This is a genomic window from Micromonospora sp. NPDC005197, assembly GCF_040608295.1.
Lineage (GTDB): Bacteria > Actinomycetota > Actinomycetes > Mycobacteriales > Micromonosporaceae > Micromonospora.
On sequence record NZ_JBEXHY010000098.1, the window covers coordinates 1 to 20280 of the forward strand.

The window sequence follows — 20280 nt, forward strand, 5'->3', positions numbered from 1 at the left end:
TCGCGCGGGGCGACCCCCGAGGTGCGGAGGGGGGGGGGGGGCGTCCCCCCCCGGCCGCCGGAGGCCAACCCCGGGTCGTAGGGCCGGAGGCCCTGCCCGCCGGAGGCAGGTTCCCGAGGCGTGTTGCTTGGCGGCAACGCGGAAGAGCCGGAAGTCCGCCAGCGTGCGTCACGGCCTGGCTTGCGGCCTATCGGTGCTGGCGACGCTGGGCGCTCCACTGGCTCAGAAGGTGGGCAAAGAACAGGACAAAGAAGGCCAGCATGAGCACACCAAGGAGGTTGTGGGCCGATTCCTGCCAGCTTCGGGGCATCAACGCCTGCGCCTCGAAGAGGAGTCCGGCAAGACCACAGCAGACGGCAGCCGACGCCCAGAGCCGAGGACGATGCACCACCCGACCGAATAACCTGGCAGTCTCGGCGCGTCGGCTGCGCACTAGAACAACACCGGCGAGCACGATCACAGTGACACTGCCGCCAACGACCAGCGCAATCATTACTGCCTGAGCCACATCCATGGTCGTCACGGCGCCAGGGTAGCCGTAGCACGCGATGCCCCAGGGTATGGGTGTCCCCGTCGTGGATCGTTGGTTCCGCGTTCAGCCCCGGTCACCTCCAATGAGGATGGTCGGGGCCTCGGCGTGTCCACTGGTCTCGCGGTGGCCACCGCCGGGCCGCGCCGGGAGCGAAGCGGCGAGGCGCGGACGGCCGGCGAAGGTGGCGGGCGAGCGGCCCGCAGGGCCGCCTTGAAGACGTATGGAAAGTTCTCACGGGCAAGAATCCAGGCAGGTGTCCGGTCTCGGGACCTGCGTGACACATCGGTATCAGGACCTGGGTGACACTCCGCCGAGTGTTGGTGGAGATGAGCGTGATGGAACAGCGGTATCGAGCCGTCCAAGACGTGCTGGCCGGATCCACGGTCACGGACGTCGCAGAACGATTCGGGGTCTCCCGCCAAGCGGTGCATCGTTGGCTGGCCTGGTATCAGGACGAGGGCCTGGAAGGGCTTGCGGACCGGTCCAGCCGGCCACGTTCCTCGCCTGGCCAGACTGCTCCTGAGGTGGAGGCGCTCATCTGTGAGCTGCGCCGGAACCACCCGCGATGGGGTGCCCGTCGCCTGCTCTTTGAGCTTGGCCGTCGTGACTGCCCCGGGCCGATCCCTTCGCGGATCACCGTGCATCGGGTGCTGATCCGGCACGGCCTGATCGATCCGACGCCTCGCCGGCGTCGGCGGGAGGACTACCGGCGATGGGAACGCGGCCGGCCGATGGAGCTCTGGCAAATGGACATCGTCGGCGGCATCCAGCTGGCCGACGGTGGTGAGGCGAAGGTCGTCACCGGCGTCGACGACCACTCCCGGTTCTGCGTCATCGCCGCCGTCGTCCGCCGGGCCACGGCCCCGCCGGACCACCACCGCAGCCCGCGTCCCAGCCGCTCCAGGTCGAACGCCGCGTCAGCTGCCGAGGATCCCTGGTCATCGCCGGCCAACGCATCCACGTCGGCATCACCCACGCCGGCCGCACCCTCACCGTCGAAGCCGCCGACACCACCTTCCGCGTCCACGACGGCGACCAGCTCGTCACCGAGGTCGCCCGCACCACCGTCAAACCGGTCGCCCGGTTCAAGGTCCGCAAACCCGAACCTCCGCGACCGACGGCTCCAGCCACGAAGCCACAACCTACCGTCGTCTGACACGCTGAAAGGATGCGCACCCTGGGGTCGTCTGCTGAGTTCCGCGAACAGCCATGGCCCACGATCGCGGCACGCCTACACGGCGTCCTCAACGACAGTGCCACCTACGAACCAGTGCTGGACATCGTCGACAGCGTCATCGCGTTCGAAGCCGAAGCCCTGCTGGCCGGCACGACCTCAATGTTCGACCTCATCGTCACGCCGAAACCCGTCACACCACCACCCGTCGACGTCGTCAGGGTCCGCTCGACCAACGGCTGGATCACCATCGAGCACATCACTCACACCGGCCGAAGCGACCGGATCCAAAGACCAGCGCAGGAGGGAGTCGCCCTGTTCTGGCGGTTCATGATCGAAAAGTTCGGCATCCACCCCACGCCGACCGGCGCACCACCTGACCAAGCGGCTCCATAACAGTCGGAATCTAGCCCCTCCCAAGGCATTCGCCAGGACTTGTAGCCTGAGCCGTAAGAGATCGTCTAGCCGGACGTGTCACCCACGTCCCGAGACTGGTCTGTCACGCACGTCCTGAGACCCGACAAAGAATCCAGGCAGGACCACGCGGTCGGGACGGGGGGATCGACAGCGAGGCGAGGGGCACGCTCCGCCCCGAACCCCGGCCCTCCTCGGAGATGCCGCCACGGATCACCCCGACGGGCACCACAAGGGCTACCAGCATCCCCGGACGGGGACAAGGTGGAGCGCCCTACCGGACGAACGACCTTGGCCCCGTCCGGGGATGCTGGACGGTCTACGACTGCCCGACGAGGAGGTCCGCTCCACCTGGCCTGGCGCAGGTCGGTCCACTCCACCGCGTGTGGTCGGCGGCGGGCGGGATGGCCGCAGGCTCGGCACACATATGATGACGACGCCATCCCGTGACCAGCCGATCGGAAGCACGGCCAAATGACAGGTTTACCCGCTGCCGCACTGGTGTCGATCCTCGTTCTGCTCGCAGTGCTGGCCATCGACGTATGGGTTTACGCGGACGCCAAGGAGCGACTGAGGCGCGGGAACCCGGTCGCTGTCTCGCTTGGGTCTTTCCGACTGGAGACCCCGGAGGCGTGGTTCCTGGGCTGTCTGATCCTGTGGGTTGTGTTCTTCCCGCTCTACCTGACAGCCACGGGGCGGAACCCCTTCGCTCACAGCAAGGCCTGACAACAACAGGGTGCAGTCGTGCTGTGGGCCAGCAACGGTGCTGAGCCCGGTCGCGGCTGGGGACTAGGGGTCATTGCGGCGCCACCTACGACCACGCCTGCCGGACATCCCCCCGCTACGGAGCGCTACTTTCTCGCGGCCGGTTGCGGGCTGCGCCTGGGTGAAATCCTCGGCTTGGAGGTGGACGACATCGACTTCGACGTGCGGGAGGTGCACGTCCGACGCCAACTCAAGGTACTCAAGGGCCGTCAGCCGTTCCTCGGACCGGTCAAGACCAGCACCAGCGCCCGCACGGTCGAGCTGCCTGACGTCGTGGCGGTGGCGTTGCGTCAGCACCTGGCCGACGGGTGCGACGCGGTCGAGGTCGACGACGACACGGACCGTCGCCGGCCGGTCCGCCGGGCCGCACGCCTGCTGTTCAAGGGTGTCGGCGGTGAGCCCGTCAATGCGGCGACCTTCTCGCGGACGTGGGCCACCGCACGGGGAGCGGTCGGGCTGCCGGCGCGGTGGGGGATTCACGGACTACGGCACTACTACGCGACGGTTCTGATCCACGCGGGCGCGTCGGTGAAGACGTGCAGCTCGCGTTGGGGCACAGCACGCCGACCATCACGCTCAACACCTACGTGCACGAGTGGCCGGACGCGCTCGACCGGACCCGGTTGCTCATCGACGGTGCGCTCGGCGGCCAACACGAAACGGCGGCCACGCCGGCTGTGAGCCGGGCATGACCGCCGTCCGTGAGGTTGTACCCAACCTGTACCCAAGATCAGTAGTGATCCTGTTGGTGCAGGTCAGAGCCTTGATCAGGCTCAGCAGTCGTAGTACATGGCGAATTCGTGCGGGGTCGGGCGCAGACGCACCGGGTCGACCTCGTTGGCGCGCTTCCAGTCGACCCAGGTGGAGATCAGGTCGGGGGTGAAGACACCGCCGTCGAGCAGGTAGTCGTGGTCGGCCTCCAGCGAGTCGAGCACCGCCGGCAGCGAGCCCGGGACCTGCTTGACGTCGCCCCACTCCTCCGGCGGGAGGTCGTAGAGGTCCTTGTCGATCGGCGTCGGCGGCTCGATCTTGCTCTTGATGCCGTCCAGGCCGGCCATCATCATGGCCGAGAAGGCCAGGTAGACGTTGGCCGACGGGTCCGGAACGCGGAACTCGACGCGCTTGGCCTTCGCGTTGCTGCCGGTCACCGGGATGCGGGTGCAGGCGGAGCGGTTGCGCTGCGAGTAGACCAGGTTGACCGGGGCCTCGTAGCCGGGCACCAGGCGACGGTACGAGTTGACCGTCGGGTTGGTGAAGGCCAGCAGCGACGGCGCGTGGTGCAGCAGGCCGCCGATGTACCAGCGGGCGGTGTCGGACAGGCCGGCGTAGCCGGTCTCGTCGTAGAACAGCGGCTCACCGTTGAGCCAGAGGCTCTGGTGGGTGTGCATGCCGGAGCCGTTGTCGCCGAACAGCGGCTTGGGCATGAAGGTCGCGGTCTTGCCGTTGGCCCAGGCCTCGTTCTTCACGATGTACTTGAAGAGCTGGAGCTGGTCGGCGGCGTGCAGCAGGGTGGAGAACCGGTAGTTGATCTCGGACTGACCGGCGGTGCCCACCTCGTGGTGCGAGCGCTCCACGGTGAAGCCGGTGTCGACGAGCCGACGCACGATCGAGTCGCGCAGGTCGGCGTAGTGGTCGACCGGGGGCACCGGGAAGTAGCCGCCCTTGTACGCGGTCTTGTAACCGCGGTTGCCGCCCTCCTCCTCGCGGCCGGTGTTCCACGCGCCCTCGACCGAGTCGATGTAGTAGAACGACTGGTGCGCCGAGGTCTCGTGGCGGATCGAGTCGAAGATGTAGAACTCCGCCTCGGCGCCGAAGTAGGCGGTGTCGGCGATGCCGCTCGCGGCGAGGTACGCCTCGGCCTTCTTCGCGACGTTGCGCGGGTCGCGGGTGTAGGCCTCGCGGGTGAACGGGTCGTGGATGAAGAAGTTGAGCGCGAGGGTCTTCTGCGCCCGGAACGGGTCGATGAACGCGGTGGCGACGTCCGGGAGCAGGAGCATGTCCGACTCGTGGATCGCCTGGAAACCGCGGATCGACGAACCGTCGAACGCGAGGCCGTCGGTGAAGAGGTCGTCGTTGACGGACTCGACCGGCAGGTTGAAGTGCTGCATCACGCCGGGCAGGTCACAGAAACGAACGTCGACGAACTTCACGTCCTCGTTCTTGAGGTATCGCAGCAGTTCCTCGGGATTGGCGAACACACATCCTCCTGGCACGTCCACGGGGTGGCTAGGCTCCTGGCGACGCTATGGCCGGGGGGTTGCCCGGCCATGTCTTGAGTGTTTCTGCCGTGTTACGTCCCTCGCGGAGCGTCAGCGACGCTCCTGTCCACGCACTCAGCCTGCGCGAACGCCGTACCGGCTGTGCCAGTGTAATGACACTTGATGCCATTGGCCCGAATCGGCACGCAGTGGTGACGGCGATCCGAGGCCCCGATTCGGACGCGGATACCCTTGATCGCTGTGACCAATCCGCACGTCCCGGCAGCGCCGGCCACCGATCCCACCTTCACCCCGCCGAGCCTGGGTCGACGCTTCGGAGCGTTGATCATCGACTGGGTGCTCTGCCTGCTGGTGGCCAACATCTTCGGTGGGCCGATTCAGCATCCATGGCTGCCGGTGCTGGTGCTGATCCTGGAGTACGGCATCTTCCTCGGCCTCTTCGCCCAGACGCCGGGCATGTACATCACCAAGGTCCGCTGCGTGAACTGGCACGACGGAGGCCGGATCGGCGTGCTCCGCGCGCTGGCCCGGGGCGTGCTGCTGGCGCTCGTCGTCCCCGCGCTGATCATGGACGAGCACCGTCGGGGCGTGCACGACCGCCTCGTCGACTCGGTCATCGTCGACGCCCCGCGCGGCTGAGCCGACCCCCGCAGGGTCGTTCCGCCCTCGCACGACCCGCAAGATCGCACTCGATCCTGGATGCAGTGGCATCCGCCGCGCACGAGGCCACTACATCCAGGATCGAGCACGATCATGGCCGGGAGCCGGGAGCCGGGAGCCGGGAGCCGGGTCATGAGGGGGTACGCGAAGGAGCCGGACCCGTGCGGGTCCGGCTCATTGACGCGTACACCTGAGGGTCAGCGACCCCGCGACTGGCGGGAGGCGCCCGGCGGCCGCATGTTCTTCGGGATCGCGCCCTTGGGCATCTGCGGACGGGCGGTGAGCGCCTTGAGTCGCTTGTCCAGCGCGTTGACGTCCTTGCCGCTGAGCGCGCGGGGCAGCCGCAGCAGCGTCGTGCGCAGCTTGCGGATCGGCAGCTCGCCCTCCTGCTGACCGATCACGTAGTCGTGCAGCGGGGCGGAGCCGATGACCTTGGCGAGCCGTCGCTTCTCCTGCCCGAGCAGGCCGCGCACCCGTTGCGGGTTGCCCTCGGCCAGCAGGATCACGCCCGGCCGGCCGATCACCAGGTGGACCATGTCCATCTGGGTGGTCGAGCTGACGGCAGGGGTGACCCGCCAGTCGCCGCGCATGTTGTCCATGATCTGCGCCGCCGCGCCGGGCTGCCCCTCGGCGGCGTTCATCATCGCCTTGTTGGACCGCAGGTTCAGCACGATCAGCACCGCGAGCAGGGCGAACAGGATGCCCAGCGGCAGCCAGATCCAGCTCCAGAGGATCACCGCGACCACGGTGAGCGCGAGCGGGATGAGCACCGCTGCGGCGACCAGCGGCGCGAACCACCGGTCCTGCTTGGCGGTGAACTGGAACACCATCCCGATCTGCTTCAGCCGCTGGCCGAACGAGACCTTCTCCTGGGGCTTTGCCATGCCGCAGAGTCTAGTGGTCCCCGCCGGCCGCGTTGATCCGCGTCCGGGTGCCGGCCGGCTGAGTACCTTACGTCGCCTCAGGCGCTCCGACCGGGCGGGTAAGGAGGGTACGGCCGGGCAAGATGAGGCGGTGTGCCCATGCCGGGCCGGGGCCTTCGCGCGAAGAGTCGTCAGCAGAGGACGACGACGCGACGAAGGAGCCCGACATGTTTGGCAACGACGTAGATTTCCTGCTCTCCGTGCACCGTACCCACGCCGCTGAGCTGCGGGCCGAGGCTGCGGCGCAACGACTGGCGCGGTCGGTGCCGCGCCGCTCGGGTCGTACCTGGCTGGGCCGCCGCCAGCCGGCCCGCCGCGCGGGTGACGACCGCCGGTGACCACGACCGCCGTACCCAACGCGCCCAGCGGGCCCGGGCCCGTCCCACCGGCCGACCGGCACGACGGACCGGCGCCCGGGCCCGGGCCGTCAGCCGGCGGGCCCGGGTCCGAGCCGCCGGCCGGCGGGCCCGGGTCCGGGGCAGCCGCCCTGTCGCCGCGGCGCCGGCCGATCGGCGGGGCCGGTGTTCCGTCCGGTCATGGCATGCTCGGTCCCGTGACCGTACGTGCCGCCAGTTCCGTCCTCGTCGGCCGCCAGCGTGAGATCGCGACGCTGCGGGACGCGCTGGGCCGGGCCGGGAAGGGCGATCCGGCCACCGTGCTGGTCGGTGGCGAGGCGGGCGTGGGCAAGACCCGGCTGCTGGAGGAGTTCGCGGCCGGGGCCACCGCCGCGGGCGCCCGGGTGCTGGTCGGTCAGTGCCTGGAGTTGGGTGAGGCGGGTCTGCCGTTCGCCCCGTTCGCCGCGGCGCTGCGCGCGGTGTTGCGCGCCGACGGCGCGGAGGTCTTCGCCGGCTACGAGGCGGAGTTCGCCCGCCTGCTGCCGGAGTTGGGCCGGGTGCCGGCGGGGTCGACCGCGCCGAGCGCGCGACCACTGACCGACGCCCCCCGTGGATACCTGTTCGACCTGGTCGCCGAGCTGTTCCAGCGGCTCGCCGACGCCCGGCCACTGCTGCTGATCATCGAGGACCTGCACTGGGCGGACCGTTCCACCCGGGATCTGATCGGCTTCCTGGTCCGGGCCGCGCGGCCGGGCCGGCTGCTGCTGGTCTGCACCTACCGCACGGACGAGTTGCAGCGTGGCCACCCGCTGCGCCCGTTCCTCGCCGAGCTGGACCGGGCACGCGGTGTCGAGCGGGTCGAGCTGGGCCGGCTGGACCGCGACGGCACCGGCGCGATCCTCGCCGACCTGCTCGGCGGCGAGCCGTCGCCCCGTGCCGTCGACGACATCCACGACCGTACGCAGGGCAACCCCTTCTTCATCGAGGAGCTGGCCGTCGCCGGCTCCCCGCTCGGCTGCGCGGCGCTGCCCGAGACGCTGCGCGACCTGCTGCTGGCCCGGGTGGACCGGTTGCCCGAGCCGGCTCAGCGGGTGCTGCGGATCGCCGCTGCCGGCGGCACCCGCTTCGCCCACGGTCTGCTCGCCGAGGTCGCCGGCCTGCCCGAGGCCGAGCTGGAGGACGCGTTGCGCGCCGCCGTCGCGGCCCAACTGGTGGTGGCCGACCCGGACGGCGACTACGAGTTCCGGCACGCCCTGGTGCGTGAGGCTGTGCACGACGAGTTGCTGCCCGGTGAGCACGCCCGGCTGCACGCGCGGTTCGCCGCCGCGATCGAGGCCCAGCCGCACCTGGTCGTCGCCGGCCGCGCTCCGGCCGAGATCGCCCACCACTGGTACGCGGCGCACGACCATCCCCGTGCCCTGGTCGCCGCGCGGGTCGCGGCCTGCGCCGCCGCCGACCGGTACGCCTACGCCGAACAGCGTCGACTGCTGGAGCGGGCGTTGGAGCTGTGGGAGCTGGTGCCCGACGCGGCCGACCTGCTCGGCATGGACCACCTGGCGTTGCTGGAGCAGACCCTGGACGCGGCGGTCACGGCCGGCGACTTCAGTCGGGCCATCACGTTGACCCGCGCCGGCCTGGCCGAGGTGGACGCCGACGCCGCACCGCTGCGCGCCGCCCGCCTGCTGGACCAGCGGGGCCGGCTGATGGCCCTGCTCGGCAAGAGCGACGGCCGGCGGGAGCTGGATGAGGCGTACCGCCTGGCGGCCAGCGGGCCCTTCGGGGTGGAGCGCGTCCGGCTGCTCGCCGACGTCGCCGCCCACCTGGTCAAGATCGATCCTGAGCAGGCGGCCCGGGTCGCCGCCGAGGCGAGCACGGACGCCGAGGCGCTCGGCGAGGAGCTGGCCCTGCTGCCGACCCGGATCGCCCTGCTCTGCCACCAGCAGCTGGACAACCGGTTGGCCGAGCTGGGCAGCGCCGAGGCCGTGGCCCAGGCGGCCGGGGACACGGCGGCTCTCGTGCTGGTCAAGGTGTTCCAGTCGGACGTGCTCTGCGAGCTGGGCCGCTACGCCGAGTCCGCGCAGGCGGCCGAGGCCGGCCTGGCCGAGGCGCGGCGGGTGGGGATCAGCCGCTCGACCGGGGCGTACCTGCTGTCCAACCGGGCCGAGGCGCTCATCGCGCTGGGTCGGTGGGACGAGGCCGAGACGGTCTGCGCGGAGGCCGCCCGGATCGACCTGTCCGGCGTCACCGGGCTGCACTGGTTGCAGTTGGGGGCCGGTCTGCGGCTGGCGCGGGCGCACCCGGGGGCCGACGAGATGGTCGACCGGGCGTTGGCCTTCCTCGGCCGCCCCTACCTGTGGCCGAACCACCGACTGCCCCTGCACGAGCTGGGCATCGAGGCGGCGCTGGCCGCCGACGACAAGGTCGAGGCGGTCCGCGCGGCCCGGGTCGCGGTGGCCGACGACAGCCTGCCGCAGCTGCCCCGCGAGGGTTGGCCGGTGCTGAGCGCCGCCGCGCGTACCGCCGCCCGGGTGGGTGACGGGGAGCTGGCCGCCGCCGTCGGCGCGCTCGCGGCCGACCTGCCGGCGCGACACCCGGCCGCGCGGGCGCACACTGCCCAGGTCAGCGCCCTGCTGGCGGCCGACGACGAGGCGTTGCCGGCGTGGCGGGCGGCGGTGCAGGCGTGGCGCACCGACGGGCAGCCGTACCCGCTCGGCCGGGCGTTGCTGGCGCTGGCCGAGGCCGCCGCCGCCGCGGGCGAGCGCGACGAGGTGTCGGCGGCGGTCACCGAGGCGGCCCAGATCGCCCGGCGGCTGGGCGCGACGCCGCTGGCCGAGACGGCCGCCACCCTGGCGCGGCGGGTCGGCCTGCGGGGGACGGGCAACGGCGGGGCCGGGGCCGATCTGCTGACGTCCCGGGAACGGGAGGTGCTGCGGCTGGTCGCCGAGGGGCACAGCAACAGCCGGATCGCCGAGCGGTTGTTCATCTCCCCGAAGACGGCAAGCGTGCACGTCTCCCGGATCATCGCCAAGCTCGACGTGACCAACCGCGGGGAGGCCGCCGCGCTGGCCCGCCGTCTCGGCCTGCTCGCCGAGCCCGCCGAGCCCCGCTGAGGGCGCCGCGGTCTCCTCAGCCGCGCGGCAGGTAGATCCGCCAGCCGTCGAGGGTGACCAGGTCGAGGTCGCCCGGGTCGGTGCCGAGCCGCTCGTCGAGCCGGGCCGCCAGCGGCGAGCCGGTCGGCGCGACCCAGGCCGGCGCCGCCGCGCGCTCCACCTCCCGGCGGTACGCGGGGTAGCGGTCGAAGCCGGGGCGCAGGGTGTCGTCGACGACCGCGCAGACGACGTCCTCGGCGCTCGCGAAGGTGAGGCGGTTGCAGGTCCAGTAGCCGGCGCGGACGTGTCGTACGCCAAGGTGGCGCAGCGTGGCCACCAGCTCGGCGTGCCGGGCCTCGGCGGCCCGGGTCGCCGGGGCCGTCAGCGCCGCCTGACCGGTGGCGTAGGCGGCGGTGAGCAGCGTGGCAACGAGGACGACCAGCGCCGCCGGCCGGGCCGCCGTCCACCCGGGGCCAGGCCGGGCCAGCGTCCAGACCGGCCAGAGCAGCGCCGGCACGGAGATGAGCAGGGTGGACAGGTAGCGCGCACTCTCCGCCGGGGTGAGGCCGGAGGAACTGCTCAGGGTGTACGCGCCGAGGGTGGCCACCGCGGCCAGCACGAGAGCCAGCCGCATGGCCGCCGCGACCCGGGGCGCCGAACCGTCCGTACCAGGTGAGCCGTCCGTACCAGGTGAGCCGTCCGCACCGCCCGAGCCGGGTGGGCGGTGCAGCGTCCGCCAGGCCGTGCCGGCGGCGACGACCAGCAGCACCGGCAGCGCGTACGTCCACCACAGTTGCCAGGTGGCGCAGGATCCGGGGCCGCAGAACCCCATGCCGAGCGGCGGCCCGAGCAGCAGCCCGCCGTGCAGCCGGTCCGCCCAGCTCGCGGTGGCGTCCGCCCCGCCGGCGGCGAGCACCGCGTGCAGCGGGTTGCGGCCGGTCAGCAGGCTGTGCCCCAGCAGCGGGGCAGCCCCCAGCACGGCCGCCGCCCCGAGCAGCGCTCCGGCCCGCCCGCGCAGCTCCCGGTGGCGGAACCCGACAAGCACCGCCCCGGTCGCCACGACGTACGGCAGCACCAGCGGGTCGACCCAGAGCATCAGCCCGGCCAGGAACCCCCAGACCGCCCAGCGGACGAGTCGCCACCCGGGCCGGCCGGCGGCCAGGTCGACGGCGAGCAGGGCGAGCGCCACCCCGGCCGCGTTCATCTCGGGGTAGCCGCCGCCGGCGATCAACTGGTTCTTGACCACCCGGTCGGCGCCGAGCGCCAGCAGCGCCACCGCCAGCAGGGCGAACCAGCGGTCCCCGGTCAGCCGCAGCGTCAGCCGCCAGGTCAGCAGCAGGAACAGCGCGTACAGCGCCAGGGTGGGCAGCCGCAGGCCGAACAGGGACGGGCCGGCCAGGGCGAACACCGGCGCGGCCAGGTACGCCTCCAGCGTGCCCATGTACTGCTGACCGTAGAACCAGACCGGGAAACCCTCGCCCCGGGCGATGTGCAGCGCGGCCAGCCCCATGGTGGCCTCGTCGCTGTTCGTCGGGGGAGTGGCGTGGCCCAGCAGCCAGAGCCGGTAGCCGACCCCGGCGAGCACTGTCAGGGCGGTGAGCCAGCCGACCAGGCCGAGGCGCGAACCGGGCCGTGGACGCGGTCGACCCGCGCCGCGCGGCTGTTCGCGTACCCCGGCGGTCATCGCACGATCATGACACCCGGACGCCGCACGGCCCGTGCGGCGCTGTCGGCGGGTCAGCCTGCGGTGGCGACCGGGGTGGCGGCGCGGGCGTCGAGCGCCTGCTTGTAGAGCCGGCCGGCCCGGTACGACGAGCGCACCAGCGGCCCGCTCATCACCCCGGCGAAGCCGATCTCCTCGGCCTCCTCGCGCAGCTCCACGAACTCCTCCGGCTTGACCCAGCGGGTCACCGGGTGGTGCCGGGGGGAGGGGCGCAGGTACTGCGTGATGGTGATCAGCTCGCAGCCCGCCTCGTGCAGGTCGCGCAGCGCCTGGGAGATCTCGGCCCGCTCCTCGCCCATGCCCAGGATGAGGTTGCTCTTGGTGACCAGGCCGTCGGCGCGGGCCTGCCGGATCACGTCCAGCGAGCGGTCGTAGCGAAACGCCGGCCGGATGCGCTTGAAGATGCGCGGCACGGTCTCCACGTTGTGGGCCAGCACCTCGGGCCGGGAGCCGAAGACCTCGGCCAACTGCTCGGGCACGGCGTTGAAGTCGGGGATGAGCAGCTCGACGCCGCAGCCGGGCTGCAGGGCGTGGATCTGCCGGACGGTCTCGGCGTACAGCCAGGCGCCGCCGTCGGGCAGGTCGTCGCGGGCGACGCCGGTGATGGTGGCGTACCGCAGGCCCATCGAGACGACCGACTCGGCGACCCGGCGCGGCTCGTCGGCGTCGAACTCGGCCGGCTTGCCGGTGTCGATCTGGCAGAAGTCGCAGCGCCGCGTGCACTGGTCGCCGCCGATGAGGAAGGTGGCCTCCCGGTCTTCCCAACACTCGTAGATGTTGGGGCAGCCGGCCTCCTGGCAGACGGTGTGCAGCCCTTCGCGCGAGACGAGCCCGCGCAGCTGGGTGTACTCCGGGCCCATCTTGGCCTTGACCTTGATCCATGGCGGTTTGCGCTCGATCGGCGTCTCGGCGTTGCGCGCCTCGATCCGCAGCAGGCGACGCCCCTCGGGGGCGGCCGTTGCGGTACGCGCTGCCTGGCCGGTCGTCGGCGCGGAGTGCTCGATCGTCACGAAAACGAGCCTACGCCGGATGGCGGGCGTCTATGTGCGTCAGGCGACCGGCGTCACGCCCCGAACGTTGTGACGCCTGACACCGGCAAGCCGAAAATTGGCGTCACACGCGCGGGGCCGGGGTGCTGCGATCAGTGTCGGCGGCGACCGCCAGTACCGTCGCTCGACGCGGAGTAGGGCTTCGTCGCCGACCAGCGGGACGTCATGCGCGTGCCGCGCGACACTGCTCGCCCCGAGCAGACATACGGGCCGGCGTCAGGTCGCGCCGGGCCCGTGCGCCACGGACCTGTCAACACTCGGCGAGCCGGTCGCGGAGCCGGGCCGACTGCGGGCCGTTGAGGTCCAGTGCGAGCGCCGCCCGGTACGCCGTGGCGGCCTCGTCGGCCCGGCCGAGGCGGTGCAGCAACTCGCCGCGGGTGGCGTGGAACCACGGGTAGCCGTCCAGCCCGACGATCGCTTCCACCAGAGCCAGCCCGGCGGCGGGGCCGTCCCGCTCGCCGACGGCGGCCGCCCGGTTCAGCCGTACCACAGGTGTGTCGTGCACGGTGAGCAGCACGTCGTACCAGGAGATCACCGCGTCCCAGGGCGTCTGGTCGTAGGACGGGGCGAGGGCGTGGCAGGCGGCGATGGCGGCCTGGACGACGTACCGGTCGGGATTGTCCGGGGTGCGGCGCAGGGCCTGACCGACCAGCGCGACACCGGTGGTGATCGCCGCCCGGTCCCAGTGCGAGCGGTCCTGCTCGGCCAAAAGGAGCGGCCGGCCGCCGTCGTCGACCCGGGCCAGCCGCCGGGAGTCCTGCAACAGGAGCAGGGCCAGCAGGCCGAGCACGGTCGGCTCGTCCGGCATCAGCTCGACCAGCAGCCGCGCCAACCGGAGACCCTCGTCCGCCAGCCCGACCCGGATCAGGTCGTCGCCGGCACCGGCCGTGTAACCCTCGTTGAAGATCAGGTAGACGGTGGCGGCGACGCCGGCAAGCCGGCCCGGCAGTTCCTCGGCCGTCGGGACACGGTAGGGGATGCCCGCCCGGCTGATCTTCTGTTTTGCCCGGGTGAGCCGCTTGGCCATGGTTGCCTCGGGCACCACCAGGGCGCGGGCCACCTCGGCGGTGGCCAGCCCGCCGAGGGTGCGCAGCGCCAGGGCCACCTGCGCGTCCAGGGACAGCGCCGGATGGCAGCAGGTGAAGATCAGCCGGAGCAGGTCGTCCCGGACGGCCTCGGGCGAGTCCGGTGCGGGATCGAGCAGCGCCACGGCCTCGGCCTCCTTCCCGGCGCGGCGGGCCTCCCGGCGAATCACGTCGACCGCCCGCCGCCGTGCCACGACCAACAGCCAGCCGCGTGGGTTGTCCGGTACGCCGTCCCGCGTCCACACCCGCAGGGCGCGGACGATCGCGTCCTGCGTGGCGTCCTCGGCGAGGTCGACGCTGCGGGTGACGCGGATCAGCGTGGCGAGGATCCGGGGACGCTCGGCCCGGATCACTCGCGCGGCCGCGTCGCCGGCTGTCGCCGCGTCGCCGGTCAGGGTCACAGCGGGATGACGGGGCGTACCTCGACCGCGCCGTTCCAGGCCGCGGGCATCTTCGCGACCGTCGCCACGGCCTCGTCCAGGTCCGCGCATTCGAGCAGGTAGAAGCCGGTCAGGGCTTCCTTGGTCTCGGCGTACGGGCCATCGGTGGTGAGCACGTCGCCGCCCTTGCCGCCGGAGACCCGTACGGTGGTCGCGGTGGCCGTCGGGTAGAGCGCGCTGCCGCCGCGGATCACCGCGCGTGCGGCCTCGCCGAACTCCCGGTACTCGGCCATCTCGGCGGCCTGCTCGGGGCTGCTCCAGTCGACGTCCGCGGTGTAGGTCAGCGCGATGTAGGTGGGCATGTCCGCTCCTCGCGTCCGGGCCGGGCGGTGGACGCCGGCCTCAGGTGTCGAGTCGGCGCTGGTCGCCGACTCCACCATAGGGACGATCGGTCGGACCCTCCACGGGACACCCGGTGCGGAATTTCTGGTCGACGGTCGGCCCGCCGGCCGGACGTTCAGACCTCGACGAGGGTGCCGAGTCGGCGCTCGACCACCGGGAGCACGTCGGCGACGCTGATCGGGCGGCCCAGTTCGGCGGTGAGCGAGGTGACGCCGGCGTCGCGGATGCCGCACGGGACGATCCGGTCGAAGTACGTCAGGTCGCAGTCGCAGTTGACCGAGAAGCCGTGCAGGGTGACGCCCCGGGCCACCCGGATGCCGATGGCGGCCACCTTGCGGGCCGGCCCCCGGTCGTCCTCGGGCACCCAGACTCCGCTGCGCCCCTCGACCCGGCCGGCGGCCAGGCCGAACTCGGCGCACACGTCGATGAGCAGCTCCTCGGTGCGGCGGACGTAGGCGACCACGTCCACCGGGTCGGGCAGCCGCAGGATCGGGTAACCGACGAGCTGCCCCGGGCCGTGCCAGGTGATCTTGCCGCCCCGGTCCACGTCGACGACCGGGGTGCCGTCCATGGGGCGGTCCCAGGGCTCGGTGCGCTTGCCCGCGGTGTAGACGCTCGGGTGCTCCAGCAGCAGCACGGTGTCGCCGCGCTCGCCCGCCACCACCGACTCGTGCAGGCGCCGCTGCTCGTCCCAGGCGGCCTGGTAGTCGAGCAGGCCGGCGCGGACGGCCGTCAGGCCGGAGGTCGTCGTCGTCACGGCGTCCAGCCTAGTCCCGTTCTCGGCGATCATCCCTGGTGAGCCGCCTCACCGGCCGCCCAGCGGTGCCCCCGGCTCAGGTGCTCGGCACGGGGTCGGCCGGGCGTTCACGGCGCAGGCGGCGGACGAGGAGGGCGATGGCGGCCAGCGTCGGCACGGCCAGCGCGAGGTAGAGCCAGAGCGGGGCGGCGAACGGCGACGGCCGGGGCTCCGGGCCGCCGAACGCGGCCCGAGCCAGCAGTTCGCCCGGCACCGCCAGATCGGTCGACCCGGGCGGTGCGGTGACCAGCACGTCCCGGCCGCCGCCGGGCGACACCGCGGCGAGAACGGCCCGCCGGTCGTCGCCGTCCGCCACGACTGACTGCTTCACCACCGGGTCGACCCCGCGCCAGCCGACGATCTCCGTGGTCGACGCGGCGACCGGCAGCGGTTGGCCGACGGCGTGGCCGGTGGCGGCGTCCAGGAACTCGATCCGCCAGGTACGTGCCGCCACCTGTTCGGAGGTGCAGCGGAGGCCGGCGCAGCCGTCGAAGGCGAGCAGCGCGATCCGCCGGCCGTCCGGGTGCCAGGCGGCCGGACCGGCCAGCATCCGCCGATCGCCCAGCTCGACCTGCCAGCGAACGCTGCCGTTGGTCGGGTCGACGACCACCAGCCGTTGTCGTTCGGCGATCGACGCGGGCACGTCGGCCGGGCCGGCCACCGCCACCAGATCGCCGCCCGGTGACCAGGCCGCCGCGGTGTGCGCGGCGAAGGTGCCGGCCGCGACCACCCGCTCGGTGCCGCGGTACGGGTCGAGGACGAGTAGGTCGTCGGGCTTCTCCGGGTCGTTGAGCTGCTGGTTGTCCGGCCCGTAGCTGATCACCGCGTCGTCGTTGCTGCGGGTGCTCAGGACCCGATGCCCGTCCGGCGACCAGGCCAGCGGTTGCATCCCGGTGTGGATCGGGCGGTGCTGCTGCCCAGTGGTGAGGTCCAACAACTCGCCGGACGGCCGCAGGTAGTGCCGCCCGTCCGGGGAGAGCAGCCCGTGGTCCTCACCGACGTGTAGGGGGATCAGCCGGTAACCGCCGTCCCGGCCGACCAGCACGCCGGTCGACTCCAGGAATCGGGTGCGGCTGGTGAAGAAGACCAACGCGGCCGGCCCGGCCGGGCGCTGCTCGACGGTGGCCTGCCACAGCCACGGCTGGTGCACCTTCGACGGCACCGTGCTGCCGGTGGCTGTGCTGCCGGTGGCTGTGCTGCCGGTGGCCGTGGCTGCTGGCACGCTGAGCGCCACCAGCGCGAGCGCGACACCGACCGTGACCCCGCGCCGCAGTCGTCTGCCCGTCGTTCTCATCGCCCCATTAGAAGCCACGAAGACCGATGACGAAGCCCCGTCCGTCGTGCCGTTCCTATTGGTCGGCCCGTGGGATGCGCCAGAGCCAGACGTCGTCGACCCGTTGCGGCTCGCCGAACAGGGCGGTGGCGGTACGCCGGACCGCCGCCTCGTCGACTTCGAACTTCGCGCCGTGCACCTCGTCGGCGAGGACCACCGTCTCGATCCGCCAGTGCCGCAGGTCGGAGCTGACCTCCCGTTTCGTGCCGTCGGTGATGATCGGCATCAGCCCGGTGCGGCCGGCCTCGTCCATGAGCGCGCTCAGCGTGCGCGGCACCGGCCCGATCCGGCCCCGCCCGTCCGGACCGCCGGGGCCGAGGAAGAAGCCGCCGGGGATCGCGAACTCGCCCTGCCGGTGCGACAGCGCGTACGCCTGCCAGCGCTGGCCGTCCGGGTAGACGTCGACGGCCAGCGGCACCGGAGTCAAGGTGTTGCCGTCGGAGACGTACTGCCGCCAGGCGCCGGACGTGATGAAGTGCGGGATGGGCTCCCGCTCCCGGGTCAACAGCGGGGTGGGCAGCAGCGGCAGCAGGGCCACCGCGAACCCCAGCGCCCAGGCCAGCTCCGTCGAACGGTGCCGGGGCGGCGCGGCCCGCAGCTGGTCGAGGGTGTACGCCAGCAGCACCCCGATCACCGGTGCCACCACCAGGGCCAGCCGGGCGGGCAGCGCGGCATTCACCACCGGCAGCTGCCCGAGCACGTCGAACGGCATCGGCAGGTCGGTGCGGCGTCCGTCGATCTTCGCCACCGGCCCGAAGGACAGCACCGTGAAGATCACCGCGACGACGCCCAGCGCCCAGAGGACGGCCCGACGGCCGGGGTCGGCGCGTCGCCAGAGCGCGACGAAGCAGACCACGGTGAGCACGAGCAGCGGGATCCCGAAGAACGAGTTCTCCTCGGTAGGGTTCGGGGCCAGCGAGGTGCCCAGCCCGACCTCCCCGGCCAGGGAGCGGCGCGGGAAGGCGGCGAAGGCGGCGATGTCCTCGGAGTGGATCACCGGGTCGAAGCCGGTGCCGTGGAACCGCTGCGGCCCGGCGAAGTGCAGCCACAGCGGGTACGACAGCAGCACCCCGGCGACCACCGCGGTCACGCCGAGCCCACGGACGAAGGTGGGTAGGGCGGCTCGGGCCTCGGCGCGGTGGGCCGGGTGCAGCGCCCAGACGGCGACGAACACGCCGAGCGCGAGGGCGGCGAAGAACAGGCCCTCGGCGGCGATCGAGAAGGCCACCGCGACCACGACGCCGAGGATCACCCCATCGCGCAGCCAGTGCCCGGGGCGGCGCAGCGCGAACAGCCGCCAGATCAGCAGCGGCACGAGCCAGCCGGCGGTCCAGTTCAGGTGGGCGTTGGCGTGCGAGACCATGCCGGGGGAGTAGGCGATGAACAGGCCGCCGACCCCGGCGGCGAGGCGGCTGCGCACCACGTGCCGGGAGAGCAGCCAGTACCAGGCCAGCGCGGTGGCGAGCAGGTTCAGGGTGAGGATCACCAGGAACGTCGCCGGTGGCCCGATGAGGTACGTGAGCGGGGCGAAGACCACCGCGTACACCGTGATCGAGGTATTGACCGCGAGGTTCACGCCGTCCGGGACATTGATCAGGTACGTGAAGAAGGGGTTCTCCCCGTGGGTGACCGCATGCCCGCCGAAGGCCAGCAGCCACTCGAACAGCGCCTGGTCGCTGGAGTTGACGGTGATCGCGCGCACGTTCGGGTCCCGCCACAGGCCGCTGGTCACCCAGACGGCGAGCGCGAGCGCCACCAGCACGACGATCAGGTCGGCCCGGCGGTCCCGGAGGGCGCGCGGCGGCGACGCGGGTGCGGGCCCGGTGGCCAGCGACGGGGAGGACGGCACGCAGCGGACGTTACCAACCGGACCTGGACGAGCCGGTCAGACCGGCGGTTGTTGTCGGCTCCGCTGCCCTCGCGGTGGCCATGGTTCGTCGTACACAACGGCTGCCGTGAATGTGTGAGTGTGCCCCATGTCATAGCTCCGACACATCGTCGTAACGTCTCGGCAACTCGACCGTGACCCAGTTCACAGTCTGCCCCTCTCAGGAGGCCGCCGTGCGCCGCTCCTCGTCCACCCTCAACCGGCTGCTCGGTGCGGTCGCCGGGCTCGTCCTCGCCGCCGCGGGCGCGATCACCCTCGCCACGCCCGCCCAGGCCGCCACCCTCACCCAGGTCACCGGCTTCGGCTCCAACCCGGGCAACCTCGCCATGTACGCCTACCGGCCGGACAACCTGCCGGCCAACTCCCCGGCCGTGGTGCTGCTGCACGGGTGCACCCAGAACGCCTCCGGCTACTTCGCCGGCTCCGGCTGGCAGAAGTACGCCGACCAGTGGAAGTTCGCCCTGATCGTCGCCCAGCAGCCGTCCGGCAACAACGCCAACTCCTGCTTCAACTTCTTCGAGAGCGGCGACACGACCCGGGGTCAGGGCGAGGCACTGTCGATCAAGCAGATGGTCGACCACGCCAAGGCGAACTTCGCGGTCGACGGTTCCCGCGTCTTCGTCAGCGGCCTCTCGGCGGGCGGGGCGATGAGCGCCGTCATGCTGGCGACCTACCCGGACGTGTTCGCCGCCGGATCGATCATCGCCGGCATCCCGTACCGCTGCGCCACGAGCATGGTCAACGCGTTCAGCTGCATGAACCCGGGCACGGACAAGACCCCGGCCGCCTGGGGCGACCTGGTCCGTGGCGCCTACTCCGGCTACACCGGCCCGCGCCCCCGGGTGGCCATCTGGCACGGCACGTCGGACACCACGGTCACCCCGCTCAACGGCACCGAGTCCCGCGACCAGTGGACCAACGTGCGGGGGATCTCGCAGACGCCGACCAGCACGTCGTCGCTGCCCGGCAACACCAGCCTGGAGGTGTACGGCAACGACGAGGTACGCCTCTACCGGGTCTCCGGCATGGGCCACGGCACCCCGGTCGACCCGGGCTCCGCCGCGGACCAGTGCGGCACCGCTGGCGCGTACTTCCTGGACACCATCTGCTCGACGTACCGCGACGCGCTCTTCTTCGGTCTGAACGGCGGCGGCAGCACCCCCACCCCGACCCCCACGGCCACCACCACGCCGACCCCCACGGTTAGCCCGACGCCGACGCCGACCCCGACCACGCCGGCGACCTGCGTGACCGCGAGCAACTACGCGCACGTCACGGCCGGCCGGGCCTACCAGTCCGGCGGCTACGCCTACGCGAACGGCTCCAACCAGCGCATGGGCCTCTACAACACCTTCTACACCAGCACCCTCAAGCAGACCGGCCCCAACTACTGGGTAATCGGCTGCTGACCCACCCCCACCCCCTGTTGTTGATGTTTTTTTTTTCACGACACGCCCAGGCGGGGGGGGATAAATTTTATTTTAAAGCCGGGGTTTTGGGGTTTGGGCGCCGG

17 protein-coding genes and 2 pseudogenes are annotated in these 20280 nt (G+C 72.0%); 9 read left to right on the forward strand and 10 right to left on the reverse strand.

Annotated elements, in window-relative coordinates; all coding sequences use genetic code 11:
* Positions 1 to 187: 187 nt before the first annotated feature.
* Positions 188 to 523, reverse strand: a complete 336-nt coding sequence (locus ABZU46_RS24425) for a hypothetical protein (protein ID WP_354861373.1) — start codon at positions 521 to 523, stop codon at positions 188 to 190.
* A gap of 335 nt (positions 524 to 858) precedes the next feature.
* Between ABZU46_RS24425 and ABZU46_RS24430 the strand changes: the two are divergent.
* The 5 genes and pseudogenes from ABZU46_RS24430 to ABZU46_RS24450 form a co-directional block, all read left to right on the forward strand.
* Positions 859 to 1395 (forward strand): annotated as a pseudogene (locus ABZU46_RS24430) (leucine zipper domain-containing protein); the annotation flags it as partial.
* Between the two features lie 305 nt (positions 1396 to 1700).
* A complete protein-coding gene (locus tag ABZU46_RS24435; RefSeq protein WP_354861399.1) occupies positions 1701 to 2102 on the forward strand; it encodes a hypothetical protein in 402 nt (133 codons plus the stop codon).
* 519 nt (positions 2103 to 2621) lie between these two features.
* Positions 2622 to 2846, forward strand: coding sequence for a hypothetical protein (locus ABZU46_RS24440; RefSeq protein ID WP_354861376.1), 225 nt, complete (start codon positions 2622 to 2624; stop codon positions 2844 to 2846).
* Positions 2847 to 3026: 180 nt separating this feature from the next.
* Positions 3027 to 3365 (forward strand): annotated as a pseudogene (locus ABZU46_RS24445) (site-specific integrase); the annotation flags it as partial.
* Positions 3366 to 3421: 56 nt separating this feature from the next.
* The gene (locus tag ABZU46_RS24450) at positions 3422 to 3577 is read left to right on the forward strand and encodes a hypothetical protein (protein WP_354861401.1); all 156 of its coding nucleotides are present in this window, start codon (positions 3422 to 3424) and stop codon (positions 3575 to 3577) included.
* An 81-nt stretch (positions 3578 to 3658) separates the two neighbouring features.
* Here the strand turns inward: ABZU46_RS24450 and glnA are convergent, their stop codons facing one another.
* Positions 3659 to 5083: a type I glutamate--ammonia ligase gene (gene glnA / locus ABZU46_RS24455; RefSeq protein ID WP_354861378.1), complete on the reverse strand. Its 1425-nt coding sequence runs from the start codon at positions 5081 to 5083 to the stop codon at positions 3659 to 3661.
* Between the two features lie 321 nt (positions 5084 to 5404).
* On the opposite strand from glnA, the gene ABZU46_RS24460 reads away from it, so the two are divergent.
* On the forward strand, positions 5405 to 5743 hold the full coding sequence (locus tag ABZU46_RS24460) for an RDD family protein (protein WP_354861395.1): 339 nt from the start codon (positions 5405 to 5407) through the stop codon (positions 5741 to 5743).
* A 218-nt stretch (positions 5744 to 5961) separates the two neighbouring features.
* On the opposite strand, the gene ABZU46_RS24465 is transcribed toward ABZU46_RS24460, so the two are convergent.
* Positions 5962 to 6648, reverse strand: a complete 687-nt coding sequence (locus ABZU46_RS24465) for a DUF4191 domain-containing protein (protein WP_354861380.1) — start codon at positions 6646 to 6648, stop codon at positions 5962 to 5964.
* 206 nt (positions 6649 to 6854) lie between these two features.
* Here ABZU46_RS24465 and ABZU46_RS24470 point away from each other — a divergent pair, with 206 nt between their 5' ends.
* On the forward strand, positions 6855 to 7025 hold the full coding sequence (locus ABZU46_RS24470; protein WP_354861382.1) for a hypothetical protein: 171 nt from the start codon (positions 6855 to 6857) through the stop codon (positions 7023 to 7025).
* Between the two features lie 215 nt (positions 7026 to 7240).
* The gene (locus tag ABZU46_RS24475) at positions 7241 to 10132 is read left to right on the forward strand and encodes an AAA family ATPase (protein WP_354861383.1); all 2892 of its coding nucleotides are present in this window, start codon (positions 7241 to 7243) and stop codon (positions 10130 to 10132) included.
* A 16-nt stretch (positions 10133 to 10148) separates the two neighbouring features.
* Here the strand turns inward: ABZU46_RS24475 and ABZU46_RS24480 are convergent, their stop codons facing one another.
* The 7 genes from ABZU46_RS24480 to ABZU46_RS24510 all read right to left on the reverse strand — a co-directional run bounded on the left by ABZU46_RS24480 (position 10149) and on the right by ABZU46_RS24510 (position 18728).
* Positions 10149 to 11795, reverse strand: coding sequence for a hypothetical protein (locus ABZU46_RS24480; RefSeq protein ID WP_354861385.1), 1647 nt, complete (start codon positions 11793 to 11795; stop codon positions 10149 to 10151).
* 53 nt (positions 11796 to 11848) lie between these two features.
* Positions 11849 to 12844, reverse strand: coding sequence for a lipoyl synthase (gene lipA, locus ABZU46_RS24485; RefSeq protein WP_354861387.1), 996 nt, complete (start codon positions 12842 to 12844; stop codon positions 11849 to 11851).
* 289 nt (positions 12845 to 13133) lie between these two features.
* On the reverse strand, positions 13134 to 14363 hold the full coding sequence (locus tag ABZU46_RS24490; protein ID WP_354861397.1) for a sigma-70 family RNA polymerase sigma factor: 1230 nt from the start codon (positions 14361 to 14363) through the stop codon (positions 13134 to 13136).
* Positions 14364 to 14365: 2 nt separating this feature from the next.
* Positions 14366 to 14710 (reverse strand): YciI family protein, encoded by a 345-nt coding sequence (locus ABZU46_RS24495; protein WP_354861389.1) that lies wholly within the window; start codon positions 14708 to 14710, stop codon positions 14366 to 14368.
* 155 nt (positions 14711 to 14865) lie between these two features.
* Entirely contained in the window at positions 14866 to 15507 is a 642-nt protein-coding gene (gene lipB / locus ABZU46_RS24500; protein WP_354861390.1) for a lipoyl(octanoyl) transferase LipB, read from the reverse strand.
* A 76-nt stretch (positions 15508 to 15583) separates the two neighbouring features.
* The gene (locus ABZU46_RS24505; RefSeq protein ID WP_354861392.1) at positions 15584 to 16840 is read right to left on the reverse strand and encodes a hypothetical protein; all 1257 of its coding nucleotides are present in this window, start codon (positions 16838 to 16840) and stop codon (positions 15584 to 15586) included.
* A 55-nt stretch (positions 16841 to 16895) separates the two neighbouring features.
* The gene (locus ABZU46_RS24510) at positions 16896 to 18728 is read right to left on the reverse strand and encodes a DUF2079 domain-containing protein (RefSeq protein WP_354861393.1); all 1833 of its coding nucleotides are present in this window, start codon (positions 18726 to 18728) and stop codon (positions 16896 to 16898) included.
* 212 nt (positions 18729 to 18940) lie between these two features.
* Here ABZU46_RS24510 and ABZU46_RS24515 point away from each other — a divergent pair, with 212 nt between their 5' ends.
* Positions 18941 to 20176 carry a PHB depolymerase family esterase gene (locus ABZU46_RS24515; protein ID WP_354861394.1) on the forward strand — a complete coding sequence of 412 codons (1236 nt, stop codon included), beginning with the start codon at positions 18941 to 18943 and terminating at the stop codon, positions 20174 to 20176.
* The last annotated feature ends 104 nt before the right edge of the window (positions 20177 to 20280 follow it).